Source organism: Streptomyces sp. NPDC008317 (assembly GCF_042955955.1).
In the GTDB taxonomy this organism is placed as follows: domain Bacteria; phylum Actinomycetota; class Actinomycetes; order Streptomycetales; family Streptomycetaceae; genus Actinacidiphila.
Window position 1 is genome coordinate 249939 of record NZ_JBIBFQ010000005.1, and the last position, 13410, is coordinate 263348.

Consider the following 13410-nt stretch of genomic DNA (forward strand, 5'->3'; position numbering starts at 1 on the left):
CGGTGGTGGCGAGGGGCGGGGGCGACTTCGAGGAGTTGCCCGCTGAGGTGCTGACACAGGCCGCCGCGGCCTTCGGCCTGCTGGCCTCGCCCGCGCGGCTGCACCTGGTGTGGACGCTGATGCAGGGCGAGAGCGATGTGACCGCGCTCGCCGAGCGGGTCGGCGGCGCGCTGCCCGCGGTCAGCCAGCACCTGACGAAGCTCAAGCTCGCCGGCCTGGTGCGGTCGCGCCGTGAGGGACGGCACGTGGTGTACCTGGTGGACGACCCGGACGTGGAGACCATGGTGCGGTGGATGCTGCGGCAGCTCGCGGAACGCGGTGGGTACACGACAACGCCTGGGCGCGTCCGTGACCTGGGCGCCTGACAGCGGACCACGTCCCACCGCCTGGGCGGCGCCCGAGCCGGTCGACGGCCTGGAGCAGGGCGCGCCGCCCGGTCACCTCACCGCCCCCGACACGGCGGATCTGCCCACGCTGGAGTTCCTGCGCGTGGTCGGCAGCGGTCCGCGCGGGCTGCTGGAGTCGCAGGCCGACGACCGGCTCGCCCGGTACGGCGAGAACGTCCTTCCCGCGCTGCGCTCCGTCTCCTGGCCGCGCCGCTTCCTGCGCAGCCTGCGCGATCCCTTCACCACCGTGCTGTTCTGCCTCGCCCTGGTGTCCGCCGCCGTCGCCGCCTGGAACACCGCGTGCGTGATCATGGCGCTGGTCACGGTCAGCTGTGTGCTGCGCTCCAGCGGCGAGTACCGCGCCGACCAGTCGGCGTCGGCGCTGCGGGAACTGGTCGCCGCGACCGCGACCGTACGCCGTCGAGCGGACGCGAACAGCGCGCCGGAGACCCGCGAGATCCCCGTCGACCAACTGGTGCCCGGGGATGTCGTCCTGCTCGGCCCGGGGGATCTGGTCCCGGCCGATCTGCGGCTGCTGCGCGCCACCGGGCTCACCGTGCACCAGGCCGCGCTGACCGGGGAGTCCGCGCCCGTCGCCAAGTATCCGGTGGAGAGTCCCGCCCCGACGGGCGACGCGTCGCCCGCCTCCGACCAGGAGCCGGGGGACGGGGCGACCGGCGACCGCCGGCACCGGCACGGTTCGTCGTCCGCGCAGGAGGCGCCGCACCTGTGCCTCCAGGGCAGCAGCGTCGCCTCGGGCAGCGCGACGGGGGTCGTGATGGCGACCGGCGAGCACACCCGGTTCGCGCGGGGCTTTCGCGGTATGTCGACGCGGCGGCGGGAGAGCGCCTTCGACCGTTCCGTGCACGGCATCTCCTGGTCGCTCATCCGGTTCATGCTGCTGACGCCGCCGCTGGTGCTCATGGCCGACGCGGGTCTGCGCGGGCGCGGTCTGGAGACGCTGCCGTTCGCGGTCGCGGTGGCGGTCGGCCTGACGCCGGAGATGCTGCCGGTCGTGGTGACCACGACGCTGGCCAGGGGGGCGTCCCTGCTCGCCCGTGGCAGCGACGTGATCGTCAAGCGGCTGCCCGCGCTGCACGACCTGGGCGCGATGGACGTCCTGTGCACGGACAAGACGGGCACCCTGACCCAGGACCGGCCCGTCGTCGCCTGCCATGTCGACGGCGAGGGGCACGACAGTCCCGACGTCCTGCACTGGGCGGCCGTCAACAGTCTGTGGACCCTCCAACTCGCCGAGCTGCCCTCGCCCGACGCGCTCGACGAGGCGCTGCTGGACGCGGCGGAGGAGCGCGGCGACGACCTCGACCACGACGCGGTGGCGGCGCTCCCCTTCGATCCCGTACGCCGCCTGGCCACGGTGGTGCTTCGGACACCGGGCAGTCCCGGCACGCACGCGCTGGTCGTGAAGGGCGCGGCGGAGGCGGTGATCGCCCGGTGCGTGCGGCAGCGCGTGGACGGCCGGGACACCGACCTGGACGACGAGGCCCGCGCGCGGCTGCTGTCCATGTGCGCGCAGCGGGCCGAGGGAGGTCTGCGGGTGCTCGCCGTGGCCGCGGCGGAGCGGCCCGCGAAGTCCGGCGCCTCGTCCGTCACGGCGTCGGACGAGTACGGGCTGACGTTCCTGGGCGTCGTCGGGCTGCGGGACGCGGCGGCGGACACGGCGGCCGACGCCCTGACGGCGCTCAGCGGGCGCGGTGTCACCGTGAAGGTGCTCACCGGCGACCATCCGGGCACCGCCGCGCGGGCCTGCGACGAGATCGGACTCGACCCCGGCCGGGTGGTCACCGGCGACACGATCGACGGCCTGGACGACGACGCTCTGGCCGAACTCGCCGAGACCACCACGGTCTTCGCCCGCTGCACCCCCGCGCACAAGGCCCGCGTGGTGCGGGCGCTGCGCGCGGGCGGCCACGTCACCGGTTTCCTCGGCGACGGTGTCAACGACCTGCCCGCGCTGCACGCCGCCGACGTGGGGATCAGCCCGCGTGACGCCACCGCCGTGGCGCGCGAGGCGGCCGACGTGGTGCTCGCGGCGAAGGACCTCACCGCGATCTGCCACGCGATCGTCGCCGGGCGCCGCAGCAGCGGCAACATCGCCACCTATCTGCGGATCGCGCTGTCCTCGAATCTGGGCAACGTCATCGCGATGCTCACCGCCGGGTTGCTGCTGCCCTTCCTGCCGATGCTGCCGATGCAGGTCCTCGTGCAGAATCTCTGCTTCGACGGCGCGCAGCTCGCCTTCGCCTACGACCGGCCGCCGGCCGCCGACATGGCGCGGCCCTCGGCCCTCGAACCCCGCGCCATCCTGCGCTTCGTCACCGGTTTCGGCATCCTCAACGCCATCGCCGACGTGGCGACCTTCGGCATCCTCGCCCTGTCCATCAGGGGATTCGGCACCAGCGCCAGCCAAGAGGCCTTCCAGTCGGGCTGGTTCACCGAGAATCTGCTCACGCAGGCCCTGGTGATGCTGCTGCTGCGCACCGGCCGCACCGCCGCGGAGGGCCGCGCGCCCGGCCCGATCCGGCTGACCACCAGCGCGCTGGCGGCCATCGGCATCCTCGTCCCCCTCTCCCCCCTCGCCCCCGCCCTCGGCTTCACCGCGCTCCCGCTCTTCTATTACGCGCTGCTCGCCGCGGTCCTCATGTCGTACGGGACGGCGCTGGTGATGGCGAAGACGCGGTACGAGGCGCGGACCGCCGCCCGTCAGGGACTGGCGGCGTCGAAGCCGTAGCGCAACGGGGTGTCCCCGGCGCGGGACGTGCGTCGATAGATGTGCAGCGCGTCCACCCGTACTCCCGTCGTGCCCGCTTCGTCGTCGAGGGGGCACGGACAGCTCACCTGCACCACTCGCGGCCGTCCGGCCACCCGTATCCGCACGCCGCCCGCCGGACCGCCGTCAAGGACCGCGGCTTCCCAGCCGTCGGCGCCGTTCCCTGCTCTCTCCATGCGCGACACTTTATCGATTACGCAATTGGGGAACTGTCGCGGGTGCGGATGTGGCGGGATTCAGGCGACGGGGGGTGGGACCGCCCCCAGGGGGGGTGGAAGGGGCGGCCCCGGCTCGGTGGACCTCAGACGTTGACGCCGAAGTCGGTGGCGATGCCCGCCAGGCCCGAGGCGTACCCCTGGCCGATGGCGCGGAACTTCCACTCCGCGCCGTTGCGGTACAGCTCGCCGAAGACCATCGCCGTCTCGGTGGAGGCGTCCTCGGTCAGGTCGTAGCGGGCGAGCTCGCGCCCGTCGGCCTGATTGACGATACGGATGAACGCGTTGCGCACCTGGCCGAAGCTCTGGCCGCGCTTCTCGGCCTCGTAGATCGACACGGGGAAGACGACCTTGTCGACCTGCGGGGGCACGGTGGCGAGGCTGACCTTGATCTGCTCGTCGTCGCCGTCGCCGCCGCCGGTCAGATTGTCGCCGCTGTGCACCACGGAGCCGTCAGGGCTGCCGAGGTTGTTGAAGAACACGAAGTGCCGGTCGCTCAGCACCTTCCCGCCCGCGTCGCACAGCAGCGCGGACGCGTCCAGGTCGTAGTCGGAACCCGTCGTGGTCCGTACGTCCCACCCCAGGCCGACCGTGACGGCCGTCAGTCCGGGGGCTTCCTTGCTCAGAGAGACATTGCCGCCCTTGGACAGAGTCACACCCACGAGCCCTCTCCACCTTCCCGCTTGTTTTCGCGTCCTCTACTGAGAAGAACGAGGATCCGCGCGACGCGGTTCCTTGATTGCGCAATCTTTGAAGTGCTCACAGGTCCAGGCCCGGACCTGCGGCGGAGGTCGGTACCCCCTCGCGACGCGGCGGACGCGCGTGTCGCGGGGCGAGTCCGTACGGTGGCACCGTGCGGTGACGGAAGGCGGCGGGACAGTGGCGGTGGACAAGCCCCGGAAGCGGTGGCCCTGGGTCGTCCTGGCGACCCTGGTGGTCGCCGGATGGGCCGCGGGCGGCCGTGGGCACAGTCCCGACGCCGCCGACCGGTCGGCGGCCGGCGGCTCCGCCCGGCCGAGCAGCAGCGCGCCGAGCGCGTCCGCCGAACCCTCGGCCTCCGCGAGCGACGGTCTCGGGCGGTACGCGCCGCAGGTCAAGCGGTACGCGGCCCGCGCCGGGGTCGACCCGCAGGTGCTGATGGCGATCCTCTACAACGAGGACTACAAGCCGCACGACCCGGCCTTCCAACGGGCCTGGCAGAAGCTCAAGCCGGACGCCGCCTTCGGCATCGCGAACATGCACAAGGCCACCTTCGACGAGACCAGACGGGGCCGCGACTTCGCCGGCCGCGACTGGGACGAGCTGCCCGACGACACCGGCTTGGCCATCGAGTCGGCGGCCTGGTATCTGCACGACCTGGCCGCCCAGCTCCCCGCCCACCGCTCCACGTCCCTGACGGTGAATCAGCTGATCGCGCTCGGTTACAACACCGGCGCGGGCAACATGCTGGCCTTCGCCCGAGGCGTCACCCCCGGGTCACAAGCCCAGTCCTATCTCGACCAGTTGACCTCGAACTGGGCCGCCGCGGGACGGGACGTGCGCGGCTCCGGCTGACCGCGCGGCGGACGCCGAGTGCCCGATGCCTCATGCCTGATGGCTGATGGCTGATGGCTGATGGCTGATGCCTCATGCCTTGTGCCGGACTCCGGGTGTCGCGGCTCAGGACACCGGAGGCGTGGCGGGCGCGGTCGCCCGCGACGACCAGGCCGACCACAGCTCGGCGTACCGGCCGCCCGCGGCGACCAGTTCGTCGTGCGGGCCCTCCTCGACGACGCGGCCGTCGTCCATCACCACGACCCGGTCCGCGGTGGCGGCCTGCGTGAGCCGGTGCGCCACCACCAACGCCGTGCGTCCGGCGAGCACTTCGCGCGCGGCGGCCTCCAGCGTGCGGGCACCCTCGCTGCCCGCCTCGGCCGCCGACTCGTCCAGCACGGCGATCGGCGGATCGGCCAACGCCAGCCGGGCCAGCGCCAGTTGCTGGGACTGCACGGCGGTGAGCGCCATGCCGCCCGACCCGACCAGTGTCGCCGTCCCCCGGGGCAGCGCGCGGACCCACGCCAGGGCGCCCGCCACGTCGAGAGCCGCTGTCAGCGCCGCCTCGTCCGCGTCCGGCCGGGCCAGCAGCAGATTGTCGGCGACCGTACCGGCGAAGACGTGGGTGTCCTGGTCGAGCAGCAGCACGGCGGGCCGCCCCGCCCGCCCGGTGGCCCGGACCGACACGTGACCCGACGTCGGCGGATGGACGCCCGCGACGATCCTCGCCAGGGTGCTCTTGCCCGCGCCGGTCGTGCCGACCAGCGTCACCTGCTCGCCGGGGGCCAGCCGCAGCGAGACGCCGTGCAGCACGGGCCGTCCCGGCAGGTAGGCGTGGTGGATGTCCCGCGCGTCGAGGAGATACGCCGGGCCATGTGCGGGGTCGGCAGCGGACTCCCGCGGCGCGGGTACGGCCGTCCCGCCCGGCTCGGCGGCGGACTCCCGCGGCGCGGGCACGGGCGTCCAGCCCGGCACGGCGGCGGACTCCGGTGCGAGGTCGGCCGCTCCGACCAGCCGGGCGAGTCCCGCCGCCGCCTCCTGCGCGGTCGCCGCGAGCCCCAGCAGCACATTGACGGGGTCGAAGAGCCGGACGAACAGCAGCGCGGCGGCGGTGGCCTCGCCGACGCCCGCGTGGCCGGTGTGCACCAGCCAGTAGCCGGTGCACAGGATCAGCCCGAGGCCGGTGAACTCGGCCGCGTTGAGGCGGCCGTAGAAGCGCGAGCGCAGGGTGACCGCGCGCAGGGCATAGCCCATCGCGGCGGCCGAGCGGTCCGCGACGCGCTTGGTGTGCCGTTCGGTGAGCCGGAAGGCCCGTACGGTCTCGACGCCCGACACCGATTCGAGGATCTGCCGGGTCCGCTCGCCGCCCGCGACGCGCTGGGCCGCGTAGAGGGGACCCGAGTGGCGCAAGTACCAGCGCATGGTGGCTGTCTGGATCGGCATGGCGCACAGCCCCGCCAGGGCGAACCGCCAGTCGAGGGCGGTCAGTCCGATGACGGTGAAGCCGATGGTCAGCGCGGCGCCCGCGACACTGGGCAGCACGCCGCGCAGCGCGCCCGCCACCAGGGAGGCGTCGTCGCCGATCCGCGCGGCGAGGTCGCCCGCGCCGACCTGTTCGACGCGCTGCGCGGGCAGGGCGAAGGCGCTCTCGATGACGCGTTCGCGCAGCCGGGCCAGGGCGGTCTCGCCGACCCGCGCGGTCAGCCGCAGTCCCATCGCGGTCAGTACGGCCTGGGCCAGCACCGCGGCCAGCAGCACGCCCGCGGCCACGTAGACCGGTCCCTCGCCGCGCCGCTGCTGCACCACGTCCACGATCCGGCCGAGCGCCAGCGGCCCGACCAGGCCGACCAGTGCCTCGGCGACGAAGACCGCGGCGGTCAGGAGGGCGAACGCCCTTTGCGGGCGGACGAGTTCGAGCACCGCGCGGCCGGTTCGCGCCGGGGTCGCGACGGGCAGCAGGTCGGCGACGGTGGTCGCTTCCCCGGTCCGCTCGGTCTGCGCGCTCATGCGAACACCGCCGCCCGGTAGGCCGGTTCGGCCGCCGTGAGGTCGGCGTGCCGCGCGCTGGCCACCACCGCGCCTTCGGTGATCAGGACGGTACGCGCGCAGGCCGCGAGCAGCGCGGGGGACGTGGTCACGATCAGTGTCGTACGGCCCGCCCGCTCGTCGGTGACCGTGCGGGCGATCCTGGCCTCGGTGACCGAGTCGATCGCGGTGGTCGGGTCGTCGAGCACGAGGATCGGCGGGTCGGCCGCCAACGCCCTGGCGAGGGCGACGCGTTGGCGCTGGCCGCCGGAGAGGAAGGCGCCGCGCTCGCCGACGCGGGTGTCCCCCGCGGCGGGCAGCAGGCCGTCGGGGGCGGGCCGGGGAAGGGTTCCCTCGGGCCCGGAGCCGAGGTTGTCGAGGATCGTGCCGTCGAAGAGGAACGGGTGGTGCGGTGCGACGAGGACGCGTTCGCGTATCGCGGCCCCGGTGAGGTCGGTGGCCGCCGTGCCGTCCAGCAGGACGGCGCCGCTCTCGGGCTCCGCCTGTCCGCGCAGGCACGCCATCAGGTCGGCGACGGCGGCCGGGTCCGGCACGACCAGCCCCACGTGCTCCCCGGCCGCGACGCTCAGTTCGATTTTGCGCAGCCGCCCGTAGGTGAGGGCGCGCAGTTCGAGCGCGCCACGCGGGCCCGCCGGGGAGTCGGCCACCGGGGCGTCCTTGGCCGCGGCGGGAGCGCCGGGCGCGCCCGCCGTGTCGAGCACCGCCGTGACGCGTCCGGCGGAGGCGCGGGCGCGGGCGAGGTCGGGGCCGACGGCGATGAGGCCCTGGGTCGGCCCGAGCAGGAACTGGCACAGGCCGGTGCAGGCGATGAGGTCGCCGAGGCTGATCCGGCCCTGGAGGGCGAGCCGCCCGCCGACCAGGGCGACCGCGGTGACCACGACTCCGCCGAGCAGCACGGCGGCGGCGTCCATCAGCGCCTCGAAGCGGGCGGCGGAGATCGTGGCGCGCAGGCTGGTCCGGTTGGCCTCGACGTAGCGGGCGTACGCGGGGCCCTCCGCGCGCAGGCCCTTGAGGACCCGCAGTCCCGCGACGAAGTCGACCGCGGTGCCCGACGCGCGGGCGGCGGCGGCCTGTTCCGCCGCGCCGCGGCGCTCCAGGGGTCGGCCGAGCAGATGCACCGCGACGAGGACGGCGGGCGTGCCGAGCAGCACCAGCAGGCCGAGCGTGACGGACATGCGCAGCAGCAGGGCCGCGCCGAGGACGAGCGCGAACACGCACGCGATCGCCTGGACGACGGACGTGGTGAATCTGCCGACGTTCTGCGCGTCCGAGACGGCGACCGACATCAGGTCGCCGGGCATCCGGTCCCGTACGGCCGTCCCCTCCGGCGCGAGCATCCGGTCGGTGAGCCGTACGCGGACGGCGTGCGCGGAGCGTTCGGCGGCGGCGACGGTGGCGCGGGAGCCGAAGCGGAAGCACAGTGACAGCGCGAGGAAGTCGGCGGCGAGCACGGCGAGCCAGGCCGCCAGCTGCCGGCCGGAGCCGCCGTCCACCGCCCGGTCGATGACGACGCCGACCACCACCGGCACCAGCGCCTCACCGGCCAGATGTCCGCTGCGCAGCAGCACCGCGGCGGTGAGGCTGCCGCGTACGTGGAGCGCCGCGGCGCGCAGCGGGCCGGGGTCGGCGGCGGGGGTGACGGCGGCGGTGGGCGGTGTCTGGGGCATGGCGAGGTGTGCGCTCTTTCCAGGCCCGCGGGGACCTTGGCCGGTGGGTGGTGCGTCGTGCGTACGGCCGCCGGACGGTGGTACGTGCGGCGGCCACCGCGAGGTTACGGGTCGGTCCGGGCTGTCGTAAATGAGCTACGCTGCTGACTTATGTCGCTGAACAGCCATGCCGTCGCCGAGGGTTCGACGCCGCCCGCCCGCGCCGAGGCGCTGCGCGTCGTGAACTTCGACATGGCGCGCGGCCAGCGCTTCGGCGAGCACGAGCACGACGTGCACCAGCTCGTGTGGGCGCCGACCGGTGTCCTGGCCGTGGACATCGGCGCGCACTCGTGGGTGCTGCCGCCGACCTTGGCGCTGTGGATACCGGCGTGGGTGCCGCACACGACGAGCGCGAGCCGCACCGCCCGGATGCGCAGTGTGTACGTGCATCCCGAGAGCTGCCCGCTGGCGTGGTCGCAGCCGACGGTGGTGGCGGTGGGGCCGCTGCTGCGCGAGCTGATCACGCACCTGGCGGACCCGGATCTGGAGCCGGAGCCGAGGGCGCGGGCGGAGGCGGTGATGTTCGACCTGCTGCGGCCGGTGGGGGTGACGACGATCGACCTCCCGATGCCGGTGGACGGCCGGGCCCGCAAGGTGGCCGAGGCGCTGCTGGCGCTGCCCGCCGACCACCGGCCGCTGGAGGACTGGGGGCGCGAGGTCGGGGCCAGCGCCCGTACGCTCGCGCGGCTGTTCAGCTCCGAGACCGGGATGTCGTTCGGCCGCTGGCGCACCAGGGCACGGCTGCGCGCCGGGCTGGAGCACATGGCGGGCAACCGGCCGCTGGCGGCGGTGGCGCTCCAGGTCGGGTACTCCACGCCCAGTTCGTTCATCGCGGCCTTCCGCCAGGAGACCGGCCGCACACCGGGCGCGTACTTCTCCGCTTCGCCCCGCTGAGACCGGTCCCGCGGCAGCGCCGTCACAGCGAGGTCAGCGCCTTCTCGAAGTCGTCGAGCACGCCGAGCGCGTCCTCGTAGCCGCCGGGCAGGAAGTAGTCGCTGCCGTAGAGGTGGTGGGCCTTGGCGGCGGCAAGCTGCTTGAAGGACTTCTGGGCGAAGAGCTTGGGCCCGAGGTTGGCGGGCTTCCCGTCGTTGGTCGTGTAGTAGAAGATCGCGTCCGCGTCGGAGAGCTTGGCGGTGATCAACTCGTAGGAGACGGGCTGCTGTTCGGCCAGCCGCTGGGTGGCGGTGGCGAACCGCGCGCCCGCCTCCTTGAGGATGCCGCCGATCGGCGACCCCGCGCCGTACAGCCACCACTGGCCCTCGTCGAAGCCGCCCTGGAGCAGATCCCAGTGGACGCGGCCGAGGACGTCCGCGTGCTTCTGCTTGATCTCGGCGACGCGCTGGGTGTAGCGGCCCTTGAGCTTGTCGAGAGCGGTCGGTACGCCGAGGACCGCCGCCGTCTGGTCGGACATGTCCCGCCAGGGTGCCTTGGACTTGGAGAAGGGCAGCAGGACGGTCGGCGCGAGCTCGCTGAGCTGGCTGTACGGCAGGTTGGCCTGGACGTCGATGCCGATGATCAGGTCGGGGCGCAGGGCTGCGACCTTCTCCACCTCGATGGCGCCGCCGACGCCGTTGGAGACCTTGGGGATCTTTCTCCAGCGCTCCAGGTCGCGCTGCGGGACGTACTCCTCCCCCGCGTTGAACAGGCCCGCGGGGGTCAGGCCGAGGTCGAAGATCGCGGACATCGGGAAGTCGTTGATCGCGACGACGCGCTGGGGCCTGTCCGGGATCTCTAGCGGGCCCTTGGCGGAGTCGACGGTACGGGTCTCCTTTCCGCCGCTCTTGCCGCCGCCCTTGGTTCCGGCCGAAGCGCTGTCCGAGGAGCCGGATCCGCCAGATCCGCAGGCGGCGAGGCCGAGGAGCGCGGCGCCCGCCGCGCCCGCGCCGAGCAGGGTGCGGCGGGTCGGACGCGCGAGGCGCGACGAGGAGGGGCCGGGCGGCAGGGACGACATGAGGACCTCCGAGCAGAACTTAGGTTTACCTAACTTTGGTTACCCTAAGCGCGGCTTTCCGGGGTGGATTCTGGCCTCGGCCAGTCGGTGTCGGCAGAAGGTCACCCGCGGCCTCCGGCCGCTCCCGCCGCCGTACGGGCGCGATCTCGCCAACTCCCCGGCGCGGCACGGAATTCCGCACTCCGGTGCGACGACGGAACGGCCGCACGGAGCATCAGCCCGATCGGACAGGGCCGCTCAGGAGTGTCCGTTCGGCGACACAAGATGTCTTCCTACGGCCCGTCCGCCGCCGCCGGGCGGCTCGATTCCCCCCAAGGGGCGGCAGAACGACCGCGCGACTTAAGTTAGCCTGCCCTTACTTTCCGCCCGGGTGAGTCCGCCGAGGAGTTGGCCCATGAACGTCTTGCGAGCCCGCAGCGGGCCCGCCCCGGTACCGGCCGACGGGACGCCTCCCGTCCCGGCCGCGACCGGCTCCCCCGCGAACGCGCACGGTTCACCCCGCCGTGATCGTACGGCCGCGCTCGGCGCCGGGCTGATCGCCGCCGCGGTCGTGCTCGCCCTCGCGGTCGGCGCGAGCCTGGCGATCGGCGCCAAGTCCGTCCCCCTGGGCACGGTCCTGGACACCGTCTTCCACCACGACTCCGGCAACGACGACCAGACCATCGTCACCTCGCTGCGGCTGCCGCGTACGGTCGTCGGTCTGATGGCCGGTGCGGCGCTGGGCCTGGCGGGGACGGTGATGCAGGGCCTGACCCGCAACCCGCTGGCCGATCCCGGCCTGCTGGGCGTCAACGCCGGGGCCTCGCTCGCCGTCGTCACCGCGATCAGCGTCTTCGGGATCACCTCCTTCACCGGCTACGTGTGGTTCGGCTTCGTGGGCGCCGCGGCGGCGGCCCTGCTGGTCTACTCGGTCGGCTCGCTCGGCCGGGAGGGCGCGACACCGGTCAAGCTGGCGCTGTCGGGCGCCGCCGTCAGCGCGGGGCTGACCTCCCTCACCACCGCCGTCCTGCTCACCGACACCGCGACGTTCGACCGGTTCCGGTTCTGGGAGGTCGGCTCGCTGGCCGGGCGCGATCTCCCGGTGGCCTACCAGGCGGGACCGTTCCTCCTGGTCGGCGCGGTGTGCGCGCTGGGATCGGGACGGCTGCTCAACACCCTGAGCCTCGGCGACGACACCGCCCGCGGGCTCGGCGCGAACATCGCCGCCGCCCGGATCTTCTGCGCGGTGTCCGTGGTGCTGCTGTGCGGCGCCGCGACCGCGCTCGCCGGTCCCATCGGCTTCGTCGGGCTGACCGTTCCGCACGTCGTCCGCTCCTTCACCGGCCCCGACCACCGCTGGATCCTGCCGTACTCGCTGTTCATCGCCCCGGCTCTGCTGCTGGTCTCCGACGTCCTCGGCCGCATCGTGGCCAGGCCCGGCGAGATCCAGGTCGGCATCGTCACCGCGGTGCTCGGTGCGCCGGTGCTCATCGTGCTGGTCCGGCGCGGAAGGCAGGCGGGGCTCTAGTGAGACCGACCTCCGACCCGCAGACGTCCGTGCCGCCCGGACCGCGGACCCCCGAAGCGCCGACCCCCGAACCGCCGACCGGCCGCGCGGGATCGGACAGCGCCGTTGTGGACGGTGCCGCTTGGGACACCGCCGCTTCGGACCGTGCGATCCGGACGACGGTGCCTGCCGACACCCTGCGCGCGATACGGGCCGCGCGGCGCCGGCCGAGGGCGCGTACCAGCGCCGTCGCACTCGTCCTCGTGCTGTGCGCCGTCGCTCTGCTGTGCGCCTCGCTGTGCGTCGGCAGCTACTCCGTCCCGCTGTCCGACGTGCTGCGCTCGCTGGCCGGGCGGGGCGACGCGGCCACCGACTTCATCGTGCTGAAGGTGCGGCTGCCGCGGGCCGTCACCGCGGTCGCGGCGGGCGCCGCGTTCGGCCTGTCGGGCGCGGTGTTCCAGACGCTGATCCGCAATCCGCTGGCCAGCCCCGACGTCATCGGGATCACCTCGGGGGCGAGCGCGGCGGCCGTGGTGGCGATCGTCGTGTTCGGACTCGGCGGCGCGACGGTGTCGGGACTCGCCGTGGCGGGCGCGCTGGCCACCGCGCTGGCGATCTATCTGCTGGCCTGGCGGCGCGGGGTGACCGGCTACCGGCTCGTACTGGTCGGCATCGGTGTGGCCGCGGGGCTCTCCAGCATCGTGTCCTTCCTGCTGACCAGGGCCGACATCTACACCGTGCAGCAGGCACTGCTCTGGCTCACCGGCAGCCTCAACGGCGCGGACTGGCCGCTCGCCCGCGCCCTGTTGCTGTGCCTGCTGCCGCTGCTGCCCGCGGTCTGTCTGGCGGTGCGTTCGCTGCCGGTGCTCGGGCTCGGCGACGACAGCGCGACCGGCCTCGGGGTACGCGTCGAGCGCAGCCGCCTGGTGCTGATCGGCCTCGCGGTCTGTCTGGCCGCGGTCGCCACGGCGGCGACCGGGCCGGTCGCCTTCGTCGCCTTTCTCTCCGGTCCCGTCGCCCGCCGTCTGGTGCACGGCCGGGGTCCCGCGCTGACACTGTCCGCGCTGACCGGCGCGGTCATCATGCTCGGCTGCGACTTCGCCGGGCAGCACCTGCTGGGCCCGACCGAATTCCCGGTCGGTGTGATCACCGGGGTGCTCGGCGCCCCGGGTCTGCTGTGGCTGCTGGCCCGGGCCAACCGGGTCGGGCAGGGAGGATGAGGACACCGCGATGACGGACACGACAGAGCAGGGCGCGCCCGCGCGGCCGGCCGCCGCGACGGACGGCGTATCCGGC

General features: G+C 73.8%; 11 protein-coding genes. 6 read left to right on the top strand and 5 right to left on the bottom strand.

Features of this window, described 5'->3' with window-relative positions; all coding sequences use genetic code 11:
• Positions 1 to 5: 5 nt before the first annotated feature.
• Complete coding sequence (locus tag ACFY9V_RS18235; protein WP_391161906.1) at positions 6 to 365, top strand: metalloregulator ArsR/SmtB family transcription factor; 360 nt, start codon at positions 6 to 8, stop codon at positions 363 to 365.
• Entirely contained in the window at positions 349 to 3138 is a 2790-nt protein-coding gene (gene mgtA, locus ACFY9V_RS18240; RefSeq protein WP_391161907.1) for a magnesium-translocating P-type ATPase, read from the top strand. Before ACFY9V_RS18235 ends, mgtA begins: the two co-directional genes overlap by 17 nt.
• Here mgtA and ACFY9V_RS18245 read toward each other — a convergent pair.
• Entirely contained in the window at positions 3111 to 3353 is a 243-nt protein-coding gene (locus tag ACFY9V_RS18245; protein ID WP_391161908.1) for a hypothetical protein, read from the bottom strand. The two genes, mgtA and ACFY9V_RS18245, sit on opposite strands and share 28 nt — an antisense overlap.
• 125 nt (positions 3354 to 3478) lie before the next feature.
• The gene (locus ACFY9V_RS18250) at positions 3479 to 4054 is read right to left on the bottom strand and encodes a TerD family protein (protein ID WP_391161909.1); all 576 of its coding nucleotides are present in this window, start codon (positions 4052 to 4054) and stop codon (positions 3479 to 3481) included.
• 217 nt (positions 4055 to 4271) lie between these two features.
• Between ACFY9V_RS18250 and ACFY9V_RS18255 the strand changes: the two genes are divergently transcribed.
• Positions 4272 to 4946, top strand: coding sequence for a lytic transglycosylase domain-containing protein (locus ACFY9V_RS18255; protein ID WP_391162219.1), 675 nt, complete (start codon positions 4272 to 4274; stop codon positions 4944 to 4946).
• Positions 4947 to 5051: 105 nt separating this feature from the next.
• Here the strand turns inward: ACFY9V_RS18255 and ACFY9V_RS18260 are convergent, their stop codons facing one another.
• A complete protein-coding gene (locus tag ACFY9V_RS18260) occupies positions 5052 to 6932 on the bottom strand; it encodes an ABC transporter transmembrane domain-containing protein (protein WP_391161910.1) in 1881 nt (626 codons plus the stop codon).
• On the bottom strand, positions 6929 to 8638 hold the full coding sequence (locus ACFY9V_RS18265) for an ABC transporter transmembrane domain-containing protein (protein WP_391161912.1): 1710 nt from the start codon (positions 8636 to 8638) through the stop codon (positions 6929 to 6931). The genes ACFY9V_RS18260 and ACFY9V_RS18265 overlap by 4 nt, the downstream gene beginning before the upstream one ends.
• 150 nt (positions 8639 to 8788) lie before the next feature.
• Here ACFY9V_RS18265 and ACFY9V_RS18270 point away from each other — a divergent pair, with 150 nt between their 5' ends.
• The gene (locus tag ACFY9V_RS18270) at positions 8789 to 9571 is read left to right on the top strand and encodes a helix-turn-helix transcriptional regulator (RefSeq protein ID WP_355340924.1); all 783 of its coding nucleotides are present in this window, start codon (positions 8789 to 8791) and stop codon (positions 9569 to 9571) included.
• A 22-nt stretch (positions 9572 to 9593) separates the two neighbouring features.
• On the opposite strand, the gene ACFY9V_RS18275 is transcribed toward ACFY9V_RS18270, so the two are convergent.
• Positions 9594 to 10628: an ABC transporter substrate-binding protein gene (locus ACFY9V_RS18275; protein WP_391161913.1), complete on the bottom strand. Its 1035-nt coding sequence runs from the start codon at positions 10626 to 10628 to the stop codon at positions 9594 to 9596.
• Positions 10629 to 11022: 394 nt separating this feature from the next.
• Between ACFY9V_RS18275 and ACFY9V_RS18280 the strand changes: the two genes are divergently transcribed.
• Positions 11023 to 12135: an iron chelate uptake ABC transporter family permease subunit gene (locus ACFY9V_RS18280; RefSeq protein WP_391161914.1), complete on the top strand. Its 1113-nt coding sequence runs from the start codon at positions 11023 to 11025 to the stop codon at positions 12133 to 12135.
• A 161-nt stretch (positions 12136 to 12296) separates the two neighbouring features.
• On the top strand, positions 12297 to 13334 hold the full coding sequence (locus ACFY9V_RS18285; RefSeq protein WP_391161915.1) for an iron chelate uptake ABC transporter family permease subunit: 1038 nt from the start codon (positions 12297 to 12299) through the stop codon (positions 13332 to 13334).
• Positions 13335 to 13410 lie beyond the last annotated feature (76 nt).

Excerpts from the sequence above, each read along its gene's own strand:
- ACFY9V_RS18260 (WP_391161910.1), bottom strand. The coding sequence starts at position 6,932 with ATGAGCGCGCAGACCGAGCGGACCGGGGAAGCGACCACCGTCGCCGAC.
- ACFY9V_RS18280 (WP_391161914.1), top strand. The coding sequence starts at position 11,023 with ATGAACGTCTTGCGAGCCCGCAGCGGGCCCGCCCCGGTACCGGCCGAC.
- ACFY9V_RS18270 (WP_355340924.1), top strand. The coding sequence starts at position 8,789 with ATGTCGCTGAACAGCCATGCCGTCGCCGAGGGTTCGACGCCGCCCGCC.
- ACFY9V_RS18265 (WP_391161912.1), bottom strand. The coding sequence starts at position 8,638 with ATGCCCCAGACACCGCCCACCGCCGCCGTCACCCCCGCCGCCGACCCC.
- ACFY9V_RS18275 (WP_391161913.1), bottom strand. The coding sequence starts at position 10,628 with ATGTCGTCCCTGCCGCCCGGCCCCTCCTCGTCGCGCCTCGCGCGTCCG.
- ACFY9V_RS18245 (WP_391161908.1), bottom strand. The coding sequence starts at position 3,353 with ATGGAGAGAGCAGGGAACGGCGCCGACGGCTGGGAAGCCGCGGTCCTT.